Below are 21,733 nucleotides of genomic sequence, written 5' to 3'. Positions count from 1 at the left end.
GCTTTTTGTTGCTTGCGGATTACTTGGTTCTGGGGTTCTTGTAGACGTCCAGCAGCACCTGGTCGAGTACGGCGGATGCGCCCCACGGTTTAGGGTCGTTGAGAATTGCCACGACCGCCCAGTAATCGCCGTTCTTGTCGCGGCTGAAGCCCGAAATAGCACGGACGTTGTTCAGGGTGCCGGTCTTGATGTGGCCCTGACCCTCCATTGGAGTGCGACGCAAACGCTTGCGCATGGTGCCGTCCATTGCGGTTAACGGCAGCGAACTGATGAACTCGGCGGCGTAGGGGCTTTTCCACGCAGTCTGCAGGATCTTCGACATCTCGCGCACACTCACGCGTTCGGCGCGCGACAGACCGGAGCCGTTCTCCATCACCAGTTGCGTGGCGGTGATGCCTTTGCGTGCCAGCCAGCTGCGAATGGCGCGCTGCGCTGCCATCGAATCATCGGCGTCGGCAGGGGTGCGGTACTTGGCGCCGATACTGAGAAACAACTGACGGGCCATGGTGTTGTTGCTGTATTTGTTGATGTCGCGAATGATCTCGACCAGATCCGGTGAGTAGGCCCGCGCGAGCAATTTGGCGCTGCTCGGGACACTGCCCTGACGGTCTTTGCCGAGGATGCTGCCGCCCAGTTCGGCCCAGATCGCGCGGACTGCGCCAGCGGCATAGCTTGGGTGATCGAGCAGCGACAGGTAGGCCTGTGAGCTGCAACCATCGGCCAGCTTGCCGTCGACAATCAGCGTGGTGCCATCGAATTCGGCCACCGGATTCAGACGCACTTCAGGCCAGGCCGGGCATTTGGCGGCCTTGAGGGCTTTGACCCGGTTATCGACGCGAATGGTCGCAATCGGTGGTTCGATAGAAACGTTGATCTTGCCGCCATCGTTGCGGGTGACCACGCGCACGGCCTTGAGGTTGACCAGCAGTGAGTCCGGGGTCACCAGATATGGTTTGTTCTTGTCGCCGCCATCATCATTGAATGCGGGCAGTTGTGGCTGTTTGAAGTAGCTGCGATCGAGCACCAGATCGCCGGTCACCTTGGTCACGCCGTTGGCGCGCAGGTCGCGCAGCAGCAGCCAGAGTTTCTCCATGTTGAGCTTCGGGTCGCCACCGCCCTTGAAGTAGAGATTGCCATTGAGCACGCCGCCGCGCACCGGGCCGTCGGCATAGAAGTCTGTGCGCCACTGATAGGTCGGCCCGAGCAATTCGAGCGCCGCATAAGTGGTGATGATTTTCATGGTCGATGCCGGATTGACCGAGACATCGGCGTTGTAAAAATTGCTATCGCCCGCACGGCTCAATGGAACGACCGCAACGGATAAAGATTGCGGGCTGACTTTGCTGGCTTTCAGGGATTTTTCGACATTGCTCGGCAGGTAAGAGGCAGCGCTTACGGTGAGCGGCAGCGTCAAGGGGATCAGGAAACTGGCGATGGCCAAATGGCGCAGGGCTTTAAGCATGAAGTAACGCCCCCTGGGCGTGATTTGAAATGAAGCGTCGAGAGGTTGCAGGTGCGGCATAAAATTGCTTCGCATTATGCATCAAGGCTACAACGGATTTGTAAGCATGTGCGTCCGTCGGTTGAATTTCTTTGATGATTGCTAATTGCCACTGGCCGCGACTAGTCGAGAGTCGGGCATGTTCGGCCTTAAACTGTTAAAGTAGTGGGCGTAATTACTTTTGAGGATTGTTTCATGGCTACTAACCGTTCCCGTCGTCTGCGTAAAAAACTCTGCGTAGATGAATTTCAGGAGTTGGGTTTCGAACTCAACCTGACTTTCAAGGAAGACCTGACTGAAGAAGTCATCGATACATTCCTCGAGCAATTTTTGACAGAAGCCATGGAAGCCAACAACCTGGGCTACGTCGGTGGCGATGACTACGGTCTGGTTTGCCTGGACCAGCGTGGCTCGGTCAGCGAAGAGCAACGTGCCAGCGTTGAAGCGTGGCTCAAGGGCCGTAGCGAGCTGACCGATTTCACCGTCAGCCCGCTGCTTGACGTGTGGTACCCGGAAACGCCAATCAACAAGGCGTAATCCTCAAGTTCTATGCAACCCGGCGCAATGCCGGGTTGTGTGGGCTGTAATCGCTGCCTGCCAGCATAGCCCAAGCCATTTATGACTCCACGCTGAATCCCGCCTTGGCCAACAGTGCCGACTCATCTACCGTATCGATTTGCTCTGGCTGCATGAAGCGCTCGGCATAACGCCGGTAAACTCTGCTGCTGATAAACAAGCCGAACAGGTCCGTGTCGATGTGCGCACCCCGGCACATGCCGGCCATGATATTCAATGACTCCGACAGCAACTTGCCTTTCTTGTAAGGTCGGTCGACTGCTGTCAGTGCCTCGAAAATATCGGCGATGGCCATCATCCGTGCAGGCAGGCTCATCTGCTCTTTGCTCAGGCGTTTCGGGTATCCCGTGCCGTCCATTTTTTCGTGGTGACCGCCGGCAATTTCCGCGACGTTTTGCAGGTGTGGCGGGAAGGGCAGATGGTCGAGCATGATGATGGTCTGCACGATGTGGTGGTTGATGATGTAACGCTCTTCCGCCGTCAGCGTGCCGCGAGTCACCCCCAGGTTATGCAACTCACCGCGGTTGAATTTGTAGGCCGGTACATCAAGGCGAAAGCCCCAGCGGTTGTCTTCCTCGATTAGCTCGCTGGCTGGGCGCTCGAACAAGTGCTCCGGTTTGTCTGCCAGCAATGGCTCGAGTACCGGCAAGGTCGGTGGCGGACTGCGTTCCTGACGTTTTGACTCTTCCCACGAAACTCCAAGCCGGTCATCCAGGGTTCGCAGCCAGGTGCGTTGGCCAATCTGCTTGAGCCGCGCGATGTCTTCATCCGCCATTGCTTCGCCGCCGAGGTTGCTCTTGGCGACAAAGGCGAACTCTTCATCGAGCTCAGCAAGCAAGGCATCCCGGGTGTTGGCAAGGCTCGTGGCATCACCCCCTTGCGCGCAGTTTTGCCAATAACTGATCCAGACATCGCGCTTGAGAATTTCGAACCGACAACGCACCTCATGAATGCGGTCGTACAAAGTCTCAAGTTTGGTGGCTTTATCGACGACGTATTCAGGCGTTGTGACTTTGCCGCAATCATGCAGCCAGGCGCCGATGTGCAGGGCTTCCCACTCTTCGTCTGTTGGGTTGTAGTCCTTGAAGGGTGGCGCATCGCTTTGCGCTGCGGCGCGGGCGAGCATAAGGGTTATTTCCGGTACGCGCTGACAGTGGCCGCCGGTGTAGGGACTCTTGGCGTCGATTGCGCCGGCCATCAACTGAATGAACGAGTCGAGCAGATTCTTTTGCCGCTCAAGCAGGCGCTGACTTTCGATGCACAATGCCGCCACCCCGGAGACAGCTTCGACGAATGCGACGCGCGCCGGGCTTAAAATATTCGGGTCTGCGCTGATGCCATCTTCACGGTGCAGCAGAAGCAATGTGCCGACCGTGGCACCCTGTCGATTGTGCAGGCCGGTGACGACCATTTGTGCGCGTGGCGTCTCGAGTGTGGTGAGCAGATCCTTGAACTCGCCCGCCTGATCAAAACCGATCGACACCGCGCTGCTTTTGCCGCCAAGCGCCGGTTCTTTGAGCCAGGTTGGCATGTTCTCGCCGTCCATGCTGTAGCTCGGCATATGGTGCTCATTGACGTCTTGTTTCTGGCCGTTGAGAAATACTCCGTAAGGCAGCAGGCTGCTGCCATCGGCATTGGTCAGATAGAGAACGCCGCCATGGGCCTGGCTGATACCGACCGTTTCCTGAAGCACGCGCTCCAGCAGTTTGTCGAAACGGGTTTCGGCAGAGAGGCTGGCGGTAATCTCGAGGAAGCTGAAAATAGTGTCCTTCATGCGGCCCATCGATACCGCCAGTTCGTCCACTTCCAGCACCGGCGAGCGACCAGTTGCCGGGTGACTGAAATTGAACCGGCGAATGGCTTCGGCTTCATTGACCAGACCATTGAGCGGACGCACCAGTATGCGCGACATCAGCCAGCCAATCGGGATGCACAGCAGCAAAATTGCAATCGTCAGCACGGCGCCTTGCCAGCGAATCCGGTAGGCATCGGCGAGCAGTTCATCTTCGGGTGCCAGCAATGCCAGCCGCAGCCCGTTCGGGCCGGCCGCTGGCAGCATGCGATAGGCGACTTGCCAGCGTCGGCCCTTGATTTCCATGGCGCCGACAAAGTCTTTATCCAGTTTCATTTTCTGGAAGTCAGCGAGCACCGGCGCCAGATTGGCAATGGGCGTGAGCTGGGTCGGGTCTTGAGGGTTTGTCAGACGACTGACATCCGGATAAGCCACCACCAGCCCGTCGGGGCTGTACATAACCGCCTGAGTGGAGGGCGTGATCTTATGTGAGGCCAGCGTAGCCGAGAGGCTGGCAAGGGTTATGTCTGCACTGATAACGATGTTATCGGCGGCGTGCTGAGCAACCGTGATACCGACGTCCCCAGTGGAGAAAAACAGATACGGCGCCGTGGTGTACTGGCCTGTGATATTCAGCGCATGGCTGTACCACGGCCGTGAAATTGGGTTGTAGGCTTCTTCGAGATTTTGCTGAGTGCTTAACTGCTCGAGGTTTTCGTTATAGAACAGGTATTCAGAAACCGCTGTGCCTGAGTTGATCCGGTTGATGCTCCAGACTTGATAAACCGCTTCGGCTGGCGCATCAAAGCGCTCTTTCAGCGCATCGCTTCGCAGCGGTCGGACCATGAAGAAATCACCATCACCGTAACCGAGATACAGCGAAGCCAGTTTGGGATTGTCACGCAGCGCTTGAGCGAACACCGGCAATAACGCCAAGCGTTCGTGACGATCCATGCCCTTGTTGCGCATGTCCAACGCAAGCATGCCGATGAGGTTGCGGATTGGCCGGTAGGTGTGATCGAGGTCGGCATTCACCTGATTGCTGACCAGTCCAAACATCTCATCACTGTTGCTGAGAATAATCTTGCTGGTCTGGTAGTAGTTGTAAATCCCCAGAACTATTCCGGTGCTGAGAAGCAGGAGGGTGAATAACACACTGATGTGCACATGAAGGGGAAACCTGAAGCGCGCATTCCTTGATGCATCGGGCATGGCCCAAACTCCCTGAGTGATGCGAAATCATGCAATCAGCATAGTGGCTGTTTGCAATTATGAAAGATTTCGTATCACCACAAAGTGTTATTTAGTCTTATAGGAGCCAGTTTGGCTGTTGCGACCTCTCAGCCAGTGCGCGCAGGCGTATATGAGCAGGGTAATCACCACGGAAATAACCACACCAATGGTGCTGTTCAGGAGTCGCGTTGGGGCTATTTGCCAGTCGCGTGACAGGCTTTCGGCCAGCAGCAAGAAACATACGGCTATCTGCAGTACATATGCGCCGTATTCATGGGCTTGCAGGGCCCGGCAGAATACGATCAAGGGCAGCACAGAGGCGACCATGATCGCGGGGTTGTGCAGGCTGTAGCCAAAAAGGAAAATCAGGATCGCGGTGCACAGGGTGACGAAATGCGGGCGCAGCGTGTTAAGCAAACCGGTCGCCCAGTTCAATGGTAGGGTGCCAAGAACGGCGAGTGTCATCCAGTGCCCGTGGCTGATGCCAGTCAGGTTCACGCTCAGGCCAGCGAGACCAAAAGCCAGGGTGCAGGCCAGTGCATGCAGGCGCCAGCGGTATTCGGATTGGCGCTTGGCATTGCGCCACAGCACTTTGAGTATGCTAATGAAGCGCGGCATGTAGGGCCACATGCGCATGCCGTGCAGGCCGCGTTGGCCGAACGCCAACAACATCACCCACAAACCGCCCAGAATGAATAACATGCCCACGGCATAGGGGTTGCTCAGGCTGCTCAGGCCATATTGGCCCTGGCCCATGCACAGGCAGATGGTCAGGCTGATGCCCAGCTTGCCGGTTTCGGTGCCAAAGCGTTGCAGCCAGGCCAGCAAAAAACCAAAAACACTGAACAGACAAAGGCTGAGTACCGGGTCTGCAGCCGCCCACAAGCCCAGTCCTGCGCTCCACGCCCCGAGGCTGATCAACAGCAGCATGCGCAACATGCCCAGCCGGTGAATCGGATTGACCTGTGAAGCCTGGAATGCGCCTAGCGCGGCCCAGAGAAACCCCGGATGTGCACTGAACAGCCCAAGCAGAAGTGGCAATCCGCAGCCCAGGCCCGCAATGATTGCGGGGCCCCACGCGGGTGGGCCAGCGTGCCAGCCGAGTACTTTTTGCAACGCTGCTTTCATCATTTATACCGGGCTTGAACGTCCTGTCATTTCACGGGCCATCTCGGTTGCATAGCTGTCGGTCATGCCGGCGATGAAATCAATCATGCGGAGAAACGAGTCATACAGCGGTCCGTGCGGGTCGGGTGCATTGTTGCCTAACAAGTCGAGAATGCGTCGGTGCTTGAACGACGGTGCGCGACCTCCATGTTGTTCCAGTGCAGCACCGCAAAATGCATTAAGCAAGATTTCCAGCGTGGTATAGGCGCCGATTTCGTGCAGCGTCTTGCGCTTGTCCTGAAATATTTTCTCGCGTGCCATGGCTTTCGCCCGCTGCACACAGCGCTTGGCCGGGCCATGCATGTGCTCGACCAGATCCCCTGTGAGGTGGCCGCTGAGCAGGGCCCGCTGCTGATCGACAAACGCATTGGCCGCCGCGTTGGTCAGGTGTTCGATGGCTTTACCGCGCAGGATTGCCAGCTTGCGTCTTCTTGAGTCTTGCGGGCCGAGCTGGCGATAGGTTTGCGGCAGATCATCGCCCACCAGGTCGAGGAGCAGCGCTTCAACTTCGCCGTACTCGAGCAGCTCCATCTCCAGACCATCTTCCAAGTCAATCAGGCCGTAGCAGATGTCGTCCGCTGCTTCCATCAGGTAAACCAGCGGATGCCGTCCCCAGCGTTGGTCTTCAATTTTTGCCAAACCGAGTTTTTGCGCGATGTTTTCCAGCAGCGGCAATTCGCTCTGGTAGCAACCGAACTTATGCTTCTTGTAGCCGTGCGCCTCCGCATGACGCGCCGTCCACGGGTACTTGAGATAAGTGCCAAGGGTTGCGTAAGTGAGCCGGGTGCCGCCGTCGAATTGGTGGTATTCGAGCTGGGTCAGCACGCGAAAGCCTTGCGCGTTGCCTTCGAAGTTGAGGAAATCGCCGCGCTCGCTGTCGCTCATGTCGTCCAGCCAGCCGCGCCCGGCTGCTTGCTGGAACCAGTGGCGAATAGCATCTTCACCGGAGTGACCGAACGGCGGGTTGCCAATATCGTGCGCCAGGCAAGCCGATTGCACCACCATGCCCAAGTCGCTGGGCTCACACCATTGCGGCAAGGATTCGCGGATCATTTCGCCCACGCGCATGCCGAGTGAGCGGCCGACGCAACTGACCTCCAGCGAGTGAGTGAGGCGCGTATGGATATGGTCGTTACTGGAAACCGGGTGCACTTGGGTTTTGCGGCCGAGGCGGCGAAATGCACCGGAAAAGATAATTCGGTCGTGGTCTTTGTGGAAAGGGCTACGGCCGAGTTCATCGTTGCTGTGGGTCGGTTTACCGAGTCGTTCGCGGGTGAGCAGTGTTTGCCAATCCAAGGCTAATCCTCGCCATTCAGTGGCTTTAATCGGTTGCAAAGCAGTATTGAGCGCGAGCCAATGCCCGCAGTCAGCATCAATCAGCTGCTAGCTTCGGTGTTCCAGCGCGTGTCCGCAAGAGGGGTGAGCGATCTGGAGCGTGGATATGCGCGGCAACCGTGCGGTGGTTGTGCTGCGTGTAGACACGTTTTTCTGTGCGAGGTTCGCCTAGAAACCACTGGCGTCGATATCCATCAGCAGTAAATGTTGGCCGTCATTGATGAATTGCCCGGCCGTTAGGCAATACAGGTTACTGGTGGCATCGCGGTAGGTTCCTGAGCAAATCATGCGCGACTCTTCACGGCCCTCGCTGACCAGCTGGTGAAAGTAAGGCCGCCACGACCAGTTGTGGCCAAGATAGCGGCTGTCTTCCAGCCATGTGTCTGCGTGGCGCTGATAATTGGCGGTGACTTGATTGCCGTTCGCGTCACATTGATAGATGCGAATCAGCCAAGGGTAACTGTCGCTAGCGGGCAGAGCCGGTGGCGGTTTATTCAGCGGCCAGGCCGCGAGGCTATTGAGCAGCGCTTGCATGTGTTTGCGCTGATCGATTTGCGTCAGTCGCTCGTTGAGCTTTTGCGCAACGTAGCGGTCGCGCAGTTGGGCAAAGTGCTCAACAAAGGCATCGCTTGAATGAAACGTGGGCGAGGGTTTGGCGAACAAGAAACCTTGCACATAGCGGGCTCCGCATTCGAGAGCAAAATGCAGTTGGGCTTCGGTTTCAACGCCCTCGGCAATGATCCAGCAACCGGTCTTCTCGGCCATTTTAGCCAGCGCACGAACCACTTCACTGCTTGGGCCACCGCGTGCGGCATCCTGGAACAGTTGCATGTCCAGCTTGAGAATATCGGGCTGCAATGCCAGAACGCGGTCGAGCTGCGAGTAGCCCGCGCCAAAGTCGTCGATTGCCACGCGCGCACCGGCTTCGCGATATTGCTCCACGGCTTTTTTCAGGCGCGAGCTGGTGCCGCTGAGCTCGGTGATTTCAAACACCACACGGCTTGCGTCAACTTTGCTGAGTTGCAGTTGCTTGAGACTGGGCAGCGGTTGTTCGGCGCGCAGGCGGGTGATCCAGCGCGGGGAAATGTTCAGGCTGAGAAACCAATCGGCAGGTGCCTGCTGGAATTGCTGCAACGCCTGACCACGGATTTCACGGTCGAGCCGGCGCAACGCGCTGCTGGGAGTTTTCGGATCACTGAACAGTGGGCCGGCGGAATGCAAAACGCCGTTGTCGCCGCGCAGGCGTGCGAGCGCTTCAACGCCGGCAATGCGTCCGGTGGCGGTATCAATGAACGGTTGAAAGACGGCGATCGGTTGACCGTCGAGCACGTTAGATCCTTAGCTGTTAGGCGGTACGGCGTGGCAGATGACCACGCCAATACAATCAGCTAGCAAGATCGTTGCCATTCTCAGTCGTTGGCACCGGGCTCATTGTTGGGTGAGGCGGGCGAGGCGGGCGGCGCCTGAGTAGCGGAAAGGCGACCAAGGCAATTCTCAGCCAGCGGCGCCAATTACTGTTTTTGCCAAGAAAGGTCGTCATCAACACTGCGCCACCGGCAATCCATAATGGCGCATTGCTGGTGCCCAGGTATTGGCCGACATTTTGCGCGTTGCGCAGGGGTTGCATTAACACCAACGCCTCATGACGCAGTTCCTGACGATGCAGTTCCATGCGCATGCGCAGCATGGCCTTGCGCAGTTCACTTTTGCTGGCCTTAACAGGCAGGTTGGCTGGGTTCATGGCAGCAATTGCTCGCGGTCACGGGCCAACTCTTCAAGGCTGGCGCTGAATGGGGCAGAGGCATTGCGTATGCGTGAGGTCAGAACCAACACGCTGGCAAGCAACGCAAAGGCATAAAAACCGCACAGGCTGAAGATCACCGTGAGGCGATAGCTGTCCCAGTAATAAATAAGCAGGGCAGCAGACAACCCAAGGACCAGCAGCAAGGCAAACACCACACAGCAGCTGGTGAGTACCAGCAATTGCAGTGAGTGCTTGTGCAGGTCCTTGAGTTCTTCACCGAAAAGTTCGATGTGTCCTTGCAACAGCCCAATCAGGGCGGCGCCAATACGTTGTGGCGTGTTGGCGCGGCTGCTGGAGGCGTGCGGTGTTTCATCCATGTCGTGGTCTCGTTAACGCTTGGTAATCAACATGCCCAGCAACATGCCAACGCCTGCTGCGATTCCCATGGACTGCCAAGGGTGGGTTTGTACATAGCTCTCAGTCGCGTCAACTGCGGCTTTGCTGCGCTCGCGCACAGAAGCTTCGGCGTTGTGCATGGTGGCACGTGCGCGGCTGAGGCTTTGATGAATCTGGGTGCGCAGGTCTTCGGCTTTATCACCCGTGAGATCGGCGGATTGCTGAAGCAGCTTTTCCGTGTCTTTAACAAGTGCCTGAAATTCTTGTAGCAGTTCGTCCTGGCCAGCGTTTGAAGATGATTTGCGAGGCATGGCGTAACTCCTTGGGTTAATAACAGTGTACATGCATATGAGTGTTTATCGGCCTGAGGGTTCAGCTTAGTTATAAGCCTGGGTTACGCAATGGCTGGTACAGGAATTGCTTTAAGCTGGTGCGCAGTTTTCCAGTGTTGCCCGTTTATGGGGCTTGGTCAGGCGTATAGAAAAATCGTGTGGCATGGATAAGCCATTAATATTTATAGAGAAAAGCCAAAAATAAAAAACAGGGCGAACAGTTAAGGTGCGTCTGGTCTTGCGGAAGCAAAAGCCAGATCGGTGCAAGCGCTTCTTTGTGGTGCGTTTATTACCTTGAATGATTCGCTTTGGTGCTTTTTGTCGTGGAGACTGCTTCGCTGATGGAAACAATCAACAGTGCTGTCGAGACCCTGATTCAGGGCTCTAATACCCTCTTTATTCTGCTCGGCGCCGTGATGGTGCTGGCCATGCATGCCGGCTTCGCTTTTCTTGAAGTCGGCACGGTCCGACAAAAGAACCAAGTTAACGCCTTGTCGAAAATCATTTCCGACTTCGCCGTTTCGGCGCTGGCGTACTTCTTTATCGGCTACTGGGTGGCCTACGGCGTGACCTTTTTGCAGCCCGCGAGCGTGCTGACGGCTGATCACGGTTACGGGCTGGTGAAGTTCTTTTTCCTGCTGACCTTTGCCGCTGCGATTCCCGCGATCATCTCGGGCGGGATTGCAGAGCGCGCCAAGTTTGGGCCGCAGATCTGCGCCACGGTATTGATTGTGGCGTTTATCTATCCGTTCTTCGAAGGGCTGATCTGGAACGGCAACTTCGGTTTCCAGGCGTGGCTGGAAGCAAGCTTTGGCGCTCCGTTTCATGATTTTGCAGGCTCGGTCGTGGTGCATGCGGTAGGCGGTTGGTTGGCCTTGGCCGCTGTGTTGCTGCTCGGGCGCCGCGATGGCCGTTATCGTGATGGACGGTTGGTCGCATTCGCACCGTCGAGCATTCCGTTTCTGGCGCTCGGCTCGTGGATTCTGGTGATCGGCTGGTTCGGCTTTAACGTCATGAGCGCACAAACGCTGGGCAGCGTCAGTGGCTTGGTGGCGGTCAATACGTTAATGGCAATGGTCGGGGGCACAGTCGCCTCCCTGCTGGTTGGGCGCAACGACCCGGGCTTTTTGCACAACGGCCCGCTCGCCGGGCTGGTCGCGGTGTGCGCAGGCTCTGACCTGATGCATCCGATTGGCGCGCTGGCGACTGGCGCGGTGGCGGGCGCGCTGTTTGTCTGGGCATTCACCGCGACGCAGGTGAAGTGGAAGATTGATGACGTGCTCGGCGTTTGGCCGCTGCACGGGCTCTGCGGTGTGTGGGGCGGTGTTGCCTGCGGCATTTTTGGCCAGCAAGCATTGGGAGGGCTGGGCGGCGTCAGCCTTGTCAGCCAGTTGCTGGGCACGGTGTTGGGCGTCGTGGTGGCGCTTGTCGGTGGCTTGCTGGTCTACGGCGTACTCAAAGCATCACTCGGCATTCGTCTGACGCAGGAGCAGGAGTACTACGGCGCTGACCTTTCAATTCATAAAATCGGTGCTGTCAGTCAGGATTGACGCCGCGTGTTCGACTGAACAGCTGCGCAGGCCTGCGCAGCTGTTCAGCGCCATGTTCAGTCCTGCTCGGGTGAATTCGGCGTGTCTGCTTGACGATTGGATTTTTGCCATTGCGTCGGGCTCATGTCGAACCAGTTCTGGAAGGCCCGCGAGAATGCACTCAGGTCCGAATAACCGAGCAACCCGGCCAGTTGGGTGAAGCTGATGGTCGACTCGCTCAGATAGCGACGGGCCATGGCCTGACGTGTTTCATCGAGCAGGATCTTGAACGAGGTGCCTTCATTGGCGAGGTATCGCTGCAAACTTCTTGGGCTAAGTACCAGGTATTCGGCAACCTGCTCAACCGTGACCCGGCCTTTGGGCAACAGATTACGCAGCACGCGTTGAACGTGATCGGGCAGTTGATCGACCGTAACCCGTTCCAGGGTATCGACATGCTGACGCATCAGCCTGTGCAATTCAGCATCCGCAGTCTCAAGCGGAATATTCATGAAACGTGAGTCAAACAGCCAGGCATTATGGGTGCTGTTGAACTGCAGCGTGGCGCCGAGCATACGCCGGTACATGGCCAGCGGAGCCCCTGGCGCATGTTGGAACATCACCGTCTCCGGCTGCCAGCGATTACCGATCAGGGTGCGCATGAGCTGGTGACCTACACCCATTGCAAGCTCGGCGGCTTGGCGCTGACCAGGCAGGCTTTGCTCCTCTGCGGTGTAACTCAGGGTGGCGTGGTTGCCGTGAACCTCAATGACCACCTGAGCTGCACTTGAATGCAGGTGGTAATAGTGGGCGAGTTCATGCAGTGCCCGGCCGACATTGCTGGTATTGCGAATCAGATAGAGCAGCGGGCCAAAAACGCTAACCCCTTGAAACAAACCGTACTGCAGGCCGAACAATGGGTTAGCGCTGCGCTGTGCGCTGAGCTGCAGCGTAGCTGTGAATTTACGGTAGGAGATAAGTTCTTCAGGGTGCTCTGCAATATCGCGCGGTAAGCCGACTTCGCTCAATATTTCATACGGATCTATGCCTTGGCTCTGGGCAAATTCATAAAAACGGGCAAGTGACGATGCGCGTGAAATATCGGACATGTTTTTAGTCGCTAAAAAGACGATTCGTGAATAGTCCCGGCCGAGTCACCGCGCAACCCAAGCTCAACGTGCGTAAACCGCCAGGCACTGAATATTAACCCGCGCACGATGCATGAGTTACTCACGCATCGCCATTATCGTTTTGTTGGGAATGCCTGCAATTGTGGCAAAAATCACGGGTTTTGCTGGGCTGCGCACAGATTTTGGCGACTTGGCTGCGGTGTTTTCCGATAAACGCGGACAGTGGCTTCGGCGAAAAGGCTGTCGCCATTTGGCTAAATGCTGGCGCGCTTTGTCAAGCGTGGTCATCCAGCGCGGGGCAGTATGAGCCCCAATCCCCCGTGATTGGATAACTACAAGGAAAACAATAATGGTAATGCCAATTCCAGTTTTTGATCATAAAGAACTGCTGACGCTCAATACTCAGGAACTCCCCATCTACGAAAACGCCTTGGCCCCACATTTCCCTGGCGTCAACGTCCAGCCGTTGTTTCTGGATCCGTCGGCGGGTACTTGGGCACTTCGTGTGATCTTTGATCCGGGCGTAGCGCTGCCATGCCACTATCACACCGGCACTGTTCACCTGTTCACCCTGAGCGGTAAGTGGAACTACGTTGAATACCCGAACCAGCCGCAAACGGCCGGCAGTTACCTGTTTGAGCCGGGCGGTTCGGTTCACACCTTCTCGGTTCCGGCTGACAATACCGAGCCGACTGACACCGTAATGGTCGTGCAAGGTGCCAATATCAACTTTGATGCCGATGGCAACTACGTCAACCTGATGGACGCCAGCAGCATCATGCAAATAATCGATCATCTGGTTAAGGAACGTGGCTTGCAACCTGCCAAGTACATCCGTCCCGCTCAGGCTGAGTACACGGTCTGATCAAAGCGGTTAACAATGCGCCAGCCGATACTCTCGGCGGCGCATTTTCGTGTTCGCATCATCACAATAATAATTGCTGTTGGCCGGTTTCGGCAGCACGGCAACAACGCGAAAGGAAAGCTTATGTCATCCGCTCAGATGCCTGCCGGTGCACAGGGTCAGACCCCGGAGATTCCCCGTTCCGTGTTTATTACCGGCGCCAATGGTTTCATTGGTCGCTCGCTATTGTTGCGCTACAAAGCCCTGGGCGCTGATGTACGCGGGATGGATATCACGGCGGATGCCAGTCACAACGTGGTGGCGGGTGATCTGACCCAACCACAGCGCTGGGCCGAACATGCCAAAGGCTGTGATCTGTTCATCAACACCGCAGCAGTTGTGTCGTTGGCCGCGTCCTGGAAGCTTTACCGGGAAGTCTCAGTGCAAGCTGTGCGCAGTTGCATCGATGTGGCAATTGCCAGCGGTGCCAAGCGCTTCGTGCAGATCTCCTCGATTGCCGCGTTGGGTTGGCAGTATCCGGATAACGCGGATGAGAAAACCGATGTAGTGATCGGCTCTGACTACCGTTACGGCGTCGCCAAAGGTGCCAGTGAGCATGTGGCGTTGGCCGCTCACGCCGCAGGCGAAATCGAGTGCACAGTGATTCGGCCAGGCGATGTTTACGGGCCGGGTTCACGCCCTTGGGTCAGTGAAACTTTCAAAATGTGCAAAGCCGGCAAACTTATCCTGCCCGGTAAAGGCAACGGCATCTTCACCCCGGTTTATATCGATGACTTGCTCGATGGCGTGATGCTCGCCAGTGGCTTGCCCGAGGGCCGTGGCCAGATCTTCCATCTGTGCGGCATGGGCCCTGTGACCGTCAAACAATTCTTCACACATCACTGGCGTTGGGCCGGTCGTGAAGGTTCACCGCGAACCTTACCGCTGTGCCTGGCAGTTGGCCTTGCGCGCGTACTGTGGGGCGTCAATACTCTGCTCAAACGTGACGATGAAGTAACCCCGGACATCATGTACATGTTCGCCCGCACGGGAAATATCTCCAGTGCTAAGGCGGCGAAAATGCTCGGCTATCAGCCGAAAGTTACATTGCAGGAGGGTATGCGGCGCGCTGAAGCGTGGCTGCGTGAAACCGGTCAGATGAACTGATCCGGTCGTTATCAGGCTGATCCAACTGCGGTTATTGCCGGAGTTGATGGTGGGTCTGACGGGTTTAATAAGTCGTATGAAACTGCTAAAAGGTCTACTTCAACGCCAATGAAAATCAAGACTATTGACTGCCAAGTTGCTGGTTTGAGTGTTTTCAACCGGGCGTTTTGAAGAGACGCGGCAGCCCCTAATAAGAAATAAAAGGATTGATCATGAGTAGATTTCGGTTTCAATTGTTGCCGCTTACCAAGGCGGCGCTGCTAGTCGCTTCGGTTTGCATCACGCCGTTTGCAAGTGCGGCGGACAAACCCAACATTCTGGTCATCATGGGTGATGACATTGGTATCTCCAACATCAGCCGCTACAGCAATGGCCTGATGGGTTACCAAACCCCGAACATCGACCGTATCGCCAACGAAGGCATGATTTTCACCGACTATTACGGTGAGCAAAGTTGCACCGCAGGGCGTTCGGCCTTTATTACCGGCCAGCATCCGGTGCGCACCGGCCTGACCAAAGTAGGCGTGCCGGGCGCGGCAGTCGGTATTCAAAAAGAAGACCCGACGCTGGCCGAGTTGCTCAAGCCGCTGGGTTACACCTCGGGTCAGTTCGGCAAGAACCACTTGGGTGACCGTGACGAGTTCCTGCCAACCAACCATGGTTTTGACGAGTTCCTCGGCAACCTGTATCACCTCAACGCCGAAGAAGGCCCGGAAGATCCGGACTGGACCAAGAACCCGGTCATCGATAAAGCCATTCGCCCGCGCGGGATCATTCACAGCACGGCCGACGGCAAGATCGAAGACCTGGGCCCGCTGAACACCAAGCGCATGGAAACCATTGACGACGAGTTCCTCAATGCGTCGCTGAATTTCATGGACAAGGCGGTTAAAGCCGACAAGCCATTCTTCGTCTGGTTTAACTCCACGCGCATGCACTATTACACCCACCTGCGCAAAGAATCCGAGGGCCTTTCGGGTCAGGGTTTCTACAACGACGGTATGGTTGAGCACGATAATCAGGTCGGCACACTGCTGAAAAAGCTGGATGATCTGGGCGTTGCCAAGAACACCATCGTGATTTACACCACCGATAACGGCGTGCACTTCAACCAGTGGCCAGACGCCGGTATTACTCCGTTCCGGGGTGAGAAGAACACCAACTGGGAAGGCGGTTTCCGCGTTCCGGCAATGATCCGCTGGCCAGAGCAAATCAAGCCGAACAAGATTTCCAACGAAATCGTCTCGGCGCAGGACTGGGTGCCAACCTTGCTTGCAGCGGCTGGCGTACCCGACGTCAAAGAGAAATTGCTGGCGGGCTACAAGGCGGGTGACAAGCAGTTCAAAGTGCACCTGGACGGCTACAACCTGCTGCCTTATCTCGAAGGCAAAGAAGAGAAAAGCCCGCGTACCGACTTCTACTACTTCAGCGATGACGGCAAGCTGCTTGCCGTGCGTGACGGTGACTGGAAAGTGGTTTTCGCCGAACAGCGCGCCCGTCGTTTCGACGTATGGCGTGACCCGTTCGTAGACCTGCGTGCGCCGAAGATATTCAACCTGCGTCGTGACCCTTACGAGCGAGCCGACACCGACTCCAACAGCTACAACCTGTGGTGGGACAAGAAAGTATTCGTGGTCGGCTTCCCGGCGATGCACCGCGTGCAGAACTTCCTGATGACCTTCCAGGATTATCCGCCACGTCAGCGTCCGGCCAGCTTCACAGTTGACCAGATGACCGAAAAACTGCTGGATCTCAAGAGCCGTTAAGCACTGCGTCTGCAAACAGTGCAGGTTCAAACATTGCAGTAAGCAAAAAAATTACGGGCTACCTTGAAGGTGGCCCGTAATACATTTGGATTGCCTGTTTTGTATCAGTCGCTCACCACCACGCCACTGCCGAAGGCAACGTGGCCGCGAATATTGGCGGCGGCCTCTTTAGGCTCGGGGTAATACCAGGCAGCGTTAACTGCCGTTTTGCCCTCGGCCTGCAATGTGTAGTAGTGAGCCTGCCCCTTCCATGGGCAATGTGTGTTGTGATCGCTGGGTTGGAAATAGACCCGCACAAGCGCTTCTGGCGGGAAGTAATGATTGCCTTCAACCATCACGGTGGCGTTGGATTCGGCAATTACCTGGTCATTCCATATCGCTTTCATCATCACTCCTGAACAGTCGGCGCACCGCAGCTTGCGTTGCGCCAACTGCGGCGTTAGGACTCGGTGCTGACCTTGGCCATGGCGACTGCGTTCATGCAGAAGCGCAGGCCGGTCGGTGGCGGGCCGTCGGGAAACACGTGACCAAGGTGGGCGTCACAGACGTTGCACACCGCTTCGATGCGCTGCATGCCATGGCTGTTGTCGCCGTTGTAGGCCACTACGTTGTCTTTGATCGGCTGGGTAAATGATGGCCAGCCGCTGTGCGACTCGAACTTGCTGCTGCCGTCAAACAACTCGGTGTCGCAGCATACGCATTTGTAAATGCCAGGCTCGAACAAGCTGCACATGCCTGAGCTGTGCGGGCGTTCGGTACCGGCTTGGCGGGCAACCCGATATTGCTCTTCGCTGAGCTGTTCGCGCCACTGCGCATCAGTCTTGGTGACTTTACGATCAGGGGCCGGATTGCCGTTGGTGGCGCGGGCAATTACGTCATTCCAGTTTTGCATGTAAGGCTCCAATAACCTGTTGCTACAGATAGAGTGCGGATGTCAGTGCGGGCGCTGAGTGTGGCCACGGCCAATGATTATAAGCCGTGGACAGCCCGGGTTTTGCCGAGCAAAAGCCGGGTTCAGGCGCACAACTGCTGACAGGTTAACAGACGCGCAATCGCTGTAAAAATTACAACAGCGCAGCCAGAACGGCTGCGCTGAACAGGCGGGGGCTGGCTAGCGCCAGTTGAGAACGGGCCAGCCGGCTTGTTCGGCATGGGCCTTGAGCACCGGGTCTGGATTGACCGTGTGCGGCTTGTCGACTTGCTGCAGCAAGGGCAGATCATTGCGCGAATCGGAATAGAAATAGGCGCCCTGCAGCGACTCGTCATTGGCCTGCAGCCAATCCTTGAGCCGGCAAACTTTGCCTTCGCGATAGGTCAGAACGCCTTGGGTATTTCCGGTGTAAGTGCCGCGGCTGAGTTCAAGGTCAATCGCCAACACCTCGTCGATTCCCAGACGTGCGGCAATCGCGCTGACCAGAAAGTGCGCCGAGGCGGAGATCACCAGAATGCGGTCGCCATTTTTACGGTGCGTGGCAATGCAGCGCGTTGCATCGCTGTAAAAACGTGGCTCGATAACTTCCTCGACAAAGGGCTCAATGACGAACGCCAGCTCTTCCTCGGTGCGCCCGACCAGCGGCGAGAGGCTGAACTGCATGTAGGTTTCCATCGCCAGCTCGCCTTTGGCGTAAAGCGCCATCAGTTCATGGTCGCGGGCCATGAAAGACTCGCCGTCGACCCAGCCGAGCTTGACCATCTCCTCGCTCCACAAGGTCGCGCAGTCGCCGTTGATGATCGTGTCGTCCAGATCAAAAATTGCCAGGGCCATTAGCCCACCTCCAAAATCGCGCTGTTATCAATGCTCAAGGTGACAGGTTTGCCTTTGCTGTGCAGGTCATTGGCATCGCGGTTGAGTACATCGACCAGCAGTTCGACGCCGCTGACATCAACCCGGTAACGGATCACATTGCCCAGCAAGCTATGGCTGCGAATAGTAGCGGCGATCGGGCCATCGGTGCCAATGGTGATGGCTTCGGGGCGGATCGCCACGCCGCGTTTGATTGGCTGGCCGAGCATTTGACTGGCGACCTCGGCGTCGATCAGGTTGTAGTTCCCGATGAAGCCTGCCGCGAAGTTGTCGACCGGCGCGGTGTACAGCGTTTCGGCGTCGCCGCTCTGGACGATCTTGCCGGCGTTCATCAGAAAGATCCGGTCGCTCATGACCAGCGCTTCTTCCTGATCGTGGGTGACGAAAATCGTGGTCAGGTTCAGCTCTTGCTGGATCTCGCGAATCTGTTCGCGCAGGTGTTTACGAATTCGCGCATCCAACGCCGAGAGCGGCTCATCCAGCAATAACAGGCGCGGGCGGGTCACCAGTGAGCGGGCCAGAGCCACACGCTGACATTGGCCTCCGGAGAGCTGTTGCGGCAGGCGTTCGGCAAAGTCTTGCAGCTCGACCATGGTCAGCGCCTCATTGACCCGCTGGCGGCTTTCGTCCTTGGCAATCTTTTGCATGCGCAGGCCAAAGCCGACATTCTCGGCAACGGTCATGTTGGGAAACAGGGCATAGCTTTGAAAGACCATGCCGATGCCACGCTTTTGCGGCGCGACCGGCACCAGATCGTGGCCATCCAGCAGAATCTGCCCGCTATTGACGCTGGTAAGGCCGGCGATGCAGCGCAGCAGGGTCGACTTGCCACAGCCGGAAGGGCCGAGCAGGGTGATGAATTCGCCTTGTTCGATGGTGCAGTTGATGTCGCTGAAAATAGGCGTGTCGCCGTAACTTTTGTGCAGGCCCTGAATGCTCAGAAAACTCATGACTTGTCCTTGTTCAGGTGGTTGGCTGCCCAGGTAAACAGCAAGACGAAAAAGAAGTAGGAGATCACCAGCGCGCTGCTGAAGTGGCCGCTGCTGTTGCGCATGTTGTTGAGGTAGACCTGCAGGGTTTCGTAGCGCGTGCCGACCAGAATGTTGGCGAACACAAACTCGCCAAACAAGAACGAGAACGACAGAAACAGTGAAACCATCAGGCCTTTGCGCAGGTTCGGCAGCACCACAAACAGCGCTGCTTTCCAGGTGCTGGCTCCGAGCAGATGCGCAGCGTCCATCAGGTCCGGCAGGTTGATGGCTTGCAGGTTATTGGTGATGGCGCGGTACATGAAAGGCAGCGCAATGGTGAAATAGCAACCGATCAGAATCCACGGCGTGCCGACCATCGCCAGCGGGCCGGAGCCATACACTTGCAGCAAGCCAACCGAAGACACCACAGGCGGAATGGCGAAGGGCAGCAGGATCAGAATGTTCATCAGGCTGTCGAGCTTGGGGAAGTAGTAATGCACCACGAACAACAGCGGCAGGATCAACACCACAGATAACGCCAGCGCGCCGAAACAGACGATTAGCGACTGCCCGAACGCGGCGAGAAACCGCGAGTCGCTCCATAACTCCAGGTACCACTTGAAGGTCAGCCCATCCGGCAGAATGGTCGCCGACCAACTGGTCGAAAGCGAGTAGAGCAGGGTGCCGGCCAGCGGCAGGAGCAGAATCAGGAACAATAGCCAGACCACAATCCGGTGATACAGGCCACCGATCAGGCCAACTTCAGCGCGCGACATGGTAGCTCCTTCTTAACAGCCACTGATGGGCAATGGTCACGACGACCATCAGGCTTACCAGAATCATCGCCAGTGCGCTGGCCATGTCCGGATTGAGTGAAATGTCACCTGAAACCATCGAGGCAATCCGGATCGGCAAGACGTTGAAGTTGCCAGTCGTCAGGGCGTAAACCGTGGCGTAGGCGCCCAGCGCATTGGCCAGCAAGATGACGAATGTGCCAAGCAGGGCGGGGGTCAGAATCGGTAAGCCGATAAACCGCCAGAACTGCCATGAACCTGCCCCGAGCAATGCTGCCGACTCGCGCCAGTCTTGTCGCAGGGCATCAAATGCGGGAAACAGCAGCATCACCCCGAGCGGAATCTGGAAGTAGCTGTACACCACGATCAGGCCGGTTTTCGAGTAGATGTTGAAGTCTTCGATCCAGCCGATTTTTTTGAGCATCAGGGTCACTGCGCCGTTGAAGCCCAGCAGGATGACGAATGCAAAGGCCAGCGGAACCCCGGCGAAGTTGCTGGTCATGTTGGAAAACGCCATGACGAAGTCACGCAGCTTGGAGTCCACCTGATGCAGCGAATAGCTGCCAAGGATGGCGATGAAAATGCCGATCACGCTCGACCAGAAGGCAATCTGCAAACTGTGTTTGATGGCTTGCAGGTAAAACTTCGAGCTGAAAATCTTGCTGAAATTGGCCAGCCCCCAGCCGTCGTCGACACTCACGCTGTGCACGGCCACCCACACCAGCGGGGCAATCTGAAACGCGATAAAAAATAGTGCAAACGGCACCAGGCACAAAGCGGCCAGCCACTTGCCGCGTTTGCGGGTTGTCAGGTCCGTGCTCACTTGAGCAGCTCCTTGCACCAGGGTTTGTTGTGCGGCGCGCCCAGCAGCTGGCTGATGGTGCCGCATAATTCGGTTTGCCGGGGCTTGGCGTCTGGATCAAGGCTAAAGGCATCACCCAGCACAAACAGCGGGACCAAACGCTCTTCCGGCAGCCGGCCGTTGTGCGAGCGGTCGTTGTTCATGCCATGGTCGGCCGTTACCAGCACTTGATAACCCGCATCCAGCCAGCCTTGCAGGTATTCGGCGAGGCACAGGTCGGCACGCCGTGCGCTGTTGCGGTATTGCGGTGAGTCGAGGCCATGCTTGTGCCCGGCGTCGTCGATATTCATTGGGTGAACCAAGAGGAAATCCGGCGCGTGCTGCACGCGCAGATGCTCGGCGTCGTCAAACAAGTGCGAGTCGGGATAGTCGTCACGGTAGTAGAAGTGGCCGTATTGAATCGGCAGGTTCTCGGCAACGGTGTGGCGGTCGCGTGCCGGATTGAACGGCGCCCGGTTGTACAACTCGCTCATCCAGTGATACGCCGCGGCCGCAGTTGTGAGCCCCGCTTCGCGCGCATGGTGGAAGATGCTTTGCTGGCTGCTCAGGCGCACAACATCGTTATGCACGATGCCGCTGATGATGGGCACGGTGCCCGTCATGATGCATTCGTAGAGCGGTCTGGACAGCGAGGGTAGCGCGCATTCGAGCTTATACAGCGCAGCCAGTCCGGCCTCTTTGTAAGCCAGTAAATGGCCCATTGCATGCTCGGCGACCTGAAAGCTGAGGCCGTCGAGGATCACCAGAATTACCTTGTGTTGCATTACGTGCTCCAACTGTCAGTGGCTAG

General features: G+C 56.9%; 21 protein-coding genes. 5 read left to right on the top strand and 16 right to left on the bottom strand.

Going from position 1 to position 21,733, the window contains the following annotated elements; genetic code table 11:
* Nucleotides 1–19: 19 nt before the first annotated feature.
* Nucleotides 20–1,462 carry a D-alanyl-D-alanine carboxypeptidase/D-alanyl-D-alanine endopeptidase gene (gene dacB, locus BM395_RS01255; RefSeq protein ID WP_090509181.1) on the bottom strand — a complete coding sequence of 481 codons (1,443 nt, stop codon included), beginning with the start codon at nucleotides 1,460–1,462 and terminating at the stop codon, nucleotides 20–22.
* Nucleotides 1,463–1,696: 234 nt separating this feature from the next.
* Here dacB and BM395_RS01250 point away from each other — a divergent pair, with 234 nt between their 5' ends.
* The gene (locus tag BM395_RS01250; RefSeq protein WP_069898985.1) at nucleotides 1,697–2,038 is read left to right on the top strand and encodes a YggL family protein; all 342 of its coding nucleotides are present in this window, start codon (nucleotides 1,697–1,699) and stop codon (nucleotides 2,036–2,038) included.
* A gap of 79 nt (nucleotides 2,039–2,117) precedes the next feature.
* Here the strand turns inward: BM395_RS01250 and BM395_RS01245 are convergent, their stop codons facing one another.
* The 7 genes from BM395_RS01245 to BM395_RS01215 form a co-directional block, all read right to left on the bottom strand.
* Nucleotides 2,118–5,081, bottom strand: coding sequence for an HD domain-containing phosphohydrolase (locus BM395_RS01245; RefSeq protein ID WP_090508604.1), 2,964 nt, complete (start codon nucleotides 5,079–5,081; stop codon nucleotides 2,118–2,120).
* Between the two features lie 87 nt (nucleotides 5,082–5,168).
* Nucleotides 5,169–6,230 carry an FUSC family protein gene (locus BM395_RS01240; protein WP_090509177.1) on the bottom strand — a complete coding sequence of 354 codons (1,062 nt, stop codon included), beginning with the start codon at nucleotides 6,228–6,230 and terminating at the stop codon, nucleotides 5,169–5,171.
* 3 nt (nucleotides 6,231–6,233) lie between these two features.
* Nucleotides 6,234–7,565 (bottom strand): deoxyguanosinetriphosphate triphosphohydrolase, encoded by a 1,332-nt coding sequence (locus BM395_RS01235; protein WP_069898981.1) that lies wholly within the window; start codon nucleotides 7,563–7,565, stop codon nucleotides 6,234–6,236.
* Nucleotides 7,566–7,772: 207 nt separating this feature from the next.
* Nucleotides 7,773–8,933, bottom strand: coding sequence for an EAL domain-containing protein (locus BM395_RS01230; RefSeq protein WP_090508603.1), 1,161 nt, complete (start codon nucleotides 8,931–8,933; stop codon nucleotides 7,773–7,775).
* Nucleotides 8,934–8,988: 55 nt separating this feature from the next.
* Nucleotides 8,989–9,345, bottom strand: a complete 357-nt coding sequence (locus tag BM395_RS01225; RefSeq protein ID WP_239655485.1) for a hypothetical protein — start codon at nucleotides 9,343–9,345, stop codon at nucleotides 8,989–8,991.
* Nucleotides 9,342–9,725: a phage holin family protein gene (locus BM395_RS01220; protein WP_090508602.1), complete on the bottom strand. Its 384-nt coding sequence runs from the start codon at nucleotides 9,723–9,725 to the stop codon at nucleotides 9,342–9,344. Before BM395_RS01220 ends, BM395_RS01225 begins: the two co-directional genes overlap by 4 nt.
* Nucleotides 9,726–9,737: 12 nt before the next feature.
* The gene (locus tag BM395_RS01215) at nucleotides 9,738–10,055 is read right to left on the bottom strand and encodes an ElaB/YgaM/YqjD family protein (RefSeq protein ID WP_069898973.1); all 318 of its coding nucleotides are present in this window, start codon (nucleotides 10,053–10,055) and stop codon (nucleotides 9,738–9,740) included.
* Between the two features lie 362 nt (nucleotides 10,056–10,417).
* Here BM395_RS01215 and BM395_RS01210 point away from each other — a divergent pair, with 362 nt between their 5' ends.
* Nucleotides 10,418–11,626 carry an ammonium transporter gene (locus BM395_RS01210; RefSeq protein ID WP_090508601.1) on the top strand — a complete coding sequence of 403 codons (1,209 nt, stop codon included), beginning with the start codon at nucleotides 10,418–10,420 and terminating at the stop codon, nucleotides 11,624–11,626.
* 56 nt (nucleotides 11,627–11,682) lie between these two features.
* Here BM395_RS01210 and qhpR read toward each other — a convergent pair whose 3' ends face one another.
* Nucleotides 11,683–12,714, bottom strand: coding sequence for an AraC-like transcriptional regulator QhpR (qhpR, locus tag BM395_RS01205; protein WP_090508600.1), 1,032 nt, complete (start codon nucleotides 12,712–12,714; stop codon nucleotides 11,683–11,685).
* 370 nt (nucleotides 12,715–13,084) lie between these two features.
* On the opposite strand from qhpR, the gene BM395_RS01200 reads away from it, so the two are divergent.
* The 3 genes from BM395_RS01200 to BM395_RS01190 all read left to right on the top strand — a co-directional run bounded on the left by BM395_RS01200 (nucleotide 13,085) and on the right by BM395_RS01190 (nucleotide 16,512).
* Entirely contained in the window at nucleotides 13,085–13,600 is a 516-nt protein-coding gene (locus BM395_RS01200) for a 2,4'-dihydroxyacetophenone dioxygenase family protein (protein ID WP_090508599.1), read from the top strand.
* Between the two features lie 123 nt (nucleotides 13,601–13,723).
* On the top strand, nucleotides 13,724–14,746 hold the full coding sequence (locus tag BM395_RS01195) for an NAD-dependent epimerase/dehydratase family protein (RefSeq protein ID WP_170860530.1): 1,023 nt from the start codon (nucleotides 13,724–13,726) through the stop codon (nucleotides 14,744–14,746).
* 212 nt (nucleotides 14,747–14,958) lie between these two features.
* Nucleotides 14,959–16,512, top strand: a complete 1,554-nt coding sequence (locus tag BM395_RS01190; RefSeq protein WP_079235535.1) for an arylsulfatase — start codon at nucleotides 14,959–14,961, stop codon at nucleotides 16,510–16,512.
* Between the two features lie 104 nt (nucleotides 16,513–16,616).
* On the opposite strand, the gene BM395_RS01185 is transcribed toward BM395_RS01190, so the two are convergent.
* The 7 genes from BM395_RS01185 to BM395_RS01155 all read right to left on the bottom strand — a co-directional run bounded on the left by BM395_RS01185 (nucleotide 16,617) and on the right by BM395_RS01155 (nucleotide 21,707).
* Nucleotides 16,617–16,898 (bottom strand): DUF427 domain-containing protein, encoded by a 282-nt coding sequence (locus BM395_RS01185; RefSeq protein ID WP_090508597.1) that lies wholly within the window; start codon nucleotides 16,896–16,898, stop codon nucleotides 16,617–16,619.
* A 53-nt stretch (nucleotides 16,899–16,951) separates the two neighbouring features.
* Nucleotides 16,952–17,404 (bottom strand): peptide-methionine (R)-S-oxide reductase MsrB, encoded by a 453-nt coding sequence (gene msrB / locus BM395_RS01180; protein WP_069898963.1) that lies wholly within the window; start codon nucleotides 17,402–17,404, stop codon nucleotides 16,952–16,954.
* 219 nt (nucleotides 17,405–17,623) lie between these two features.
* The gene (locus BM395_RS01175) at nucleotides 17,624–18,277 is read right to left on the bottom strand and encodes an HAD family hydrolase (protein ID WP_090508596.1); all 654 of its coding nucleotides are present in this window, start codon (nucleotides 18,275–18,277) and stop codon (nucleotides 17,624–17,626) included.
* Complete coding sequence (locus tag BM395_RS01170; RefSeq protein ID WP_090508595.1) at nucleotides 18,277–19,266, bottom strand: ABC transporter ATP-binding protein; 990 nt, start codon at nucleotides 19,264–19,266, stop codon at nucleotides 18,277–18,279. Before BM395_RS01170 ends, BM395_RS01175 begins: the two co-directional genes overlap by 1 nt.
* A complete protein-coding gene (locus BM395_RS01165; RefSeq protein WP_069898957.1) occupies nucleotides 19,263–20,063 on the bottom strand; it encodes an ABC transporter permease in 801 nt (266 codons plus the stop codon). Before BM395_RS01165 ends, BM395_RS01170 begins: the two co-directional genes overlap by 4 nt.
* Nucleotides 20,050–20,904, bottom strand: coding sequence for an ABC transporter permease (locus BM395_RS01160; RefSeq protein ID WP_425287560.1), 855 nt, complete (start codon nucleotides 20,902–20,904; stop codon nucleotides 20,050–20,052). The genes BM395_RS01165 and BM395_RS01160 overlap by 14 nt, the downstream gene beginning before the upstream one ends.
* Complete coding sequence (locus BM395_RS01155; protein ID WP_090508593.1) at nucleotides 20,901–21,707, bottom strand: alkaline phosphatase family protein; 807 nt, start codon at nucleotides 21,705–21,707, stop codon at nucleotides 20,901–20,903. Before BM395_RS01155 ends, BM395_RS01160 begins: the two co-directional genes overlap by 4 nt.
* Between the last annotated feature and the right edge of the window lie 26 nt (nucleotides 21,708–21,733).

This window comes from Pseudomonas marincola (assembly GCF_900116605.1).
In the GTDB taxonomy this organism is placed as follows: domain Bacteria; phylum Pseudomonadota; class Gammaproteobacteria; order Pseudomonadales; family Pseudomonadaceae; genus Aquipseudomonas; species Aquipseudomonas marincola.
Note: the sequence above shows the minus strand (reverse complement) of the source record. Positions and strands in the feature narration are given on the sequence as shown.

Bases quoted from the DNA above. Each gene is read 5' to 3' on its own strand.
- dacB (WP_090509181.1), bottom strand. From the start codon at position 1,462: ATGCTTAAAGCCCTGCGCCATTTGGCCATCGCCAGTTTCCTGATCCCC.
- BM395_RS01250 (WP_069898985.1), top strand. From the start codon at position 1,697: ATGGCTACTAACCGTTCCCGTCGTCTGCGTAAAAAACTCTGCGTAGAT.
- BM395_RS01245 (WP_090508604.1), bottom strand. From the start codon at position 5,081: ATGCCCGATGCATCAAGGAATGCGCGCTTCAGGTTTCCCCTTCATGTG.
- BM395_RS01240 (WP_090509177.1), bottom strand. From the start codon at position 6,230: ATGAAAGCAGCGTTGCAAAAAGTACTCGGCTGGCACGCTGGCCCACCC.
- BM395_RS01225 (WP_239655485.1), bottom strand. From the start codon at position 9,345: ATGAACCCAGCCAACCTGCCTGTTAAGGCCAGCAAAAGTGAACTGCGC.
- BM395_RS01220 (WP_090508602.1), bottom strand. From the start codon at position 9,725: ATGGATGAAACACCGCACGCCTCCAGCAGCCGCGCCAACACGCCACAA.
- BM395_RS01215 (WP_069898973.1), bottom strand. From the start codon at position 10,055: ATGCCTCGCAAATCATCTTCAAACGCTGGCCAGGACGAACTGCTACAA.
- BM395_RS01210 (WP_090508601.1), top strand. From the start codon at position 10,418: ATGGAAACAATCAACAGTGCTGTCGAGACCCTGATTCAGGGCTCTAAT.
- qhpR (WP_090508600.1), bottom strand. From the start codon at position 12,714: ATGTCCGATATTTCACGCGCATCGTCACTTGCCCGTTTTTATGAATTT.
- BM395_RS01200 (WP_090508599.1), top strand. From the start codon at position 13,085: ATGGTAATGCCAATTCCAGTTTTTGATCATAAAGAACTGCTGACGCTC.
- BM395_RS01195 (WP_170860530.1), top strand. From the start codon at position 13,724: ATGTCATCCGCTCAGATGCCTGCCGGTGCACAGGGTCAGACCCCGGAG.
- BM395_RS01190 (WP_079235535.1), top strand. From the start codon at position 14,959: ATGAGTAGATTTCGGTTTCAATTGTTGCCGCTTACCAAGGCGGCGCTG.
- BM395_RS01185 (WP_090508597.1), bottom strand. From the start codon at position 16,898: ATGAAAGCGATATGGAATGACCAGGTAATTGCCGAATCCAACGCCACC.
- msrB (WP_069898963.1), bottom strand. From the start codon at position 17,404: ATGCAAAACTGGAATGACGTAATTGCCCGCGCCACCAACGGCAATCCG.
- BM395_RS01175 (WP_090508596.1), bottom strand. From the start codon at position 18,277: ATGGCCCTGGCAATTTTTGATCTGGACGACACGATCATCAACGGCGAC.
- BM395_RS01170 (WP_090508595.1), bottom strand. From the start codon at position 19,266: ATGAGTTTTCTGAGCATTCAGGGCCTGCACAAAAGTTACGGCGACACG.
- BM395_RS01165 (WP_069898957.1), bottom strand. From the start codon at position 20,063: ATGTCGCGCGCTGAAGTTGGCCTGATCGGTGGCCTGTATCACCGGATT.
- BM395_RS01155 (WP_090508593.1), bottom strand. From the start codon at position 21,707: ATGCAACACAAGGTAATTCTGGTGATCCTCGACGGCCTCAGCTTTCAG.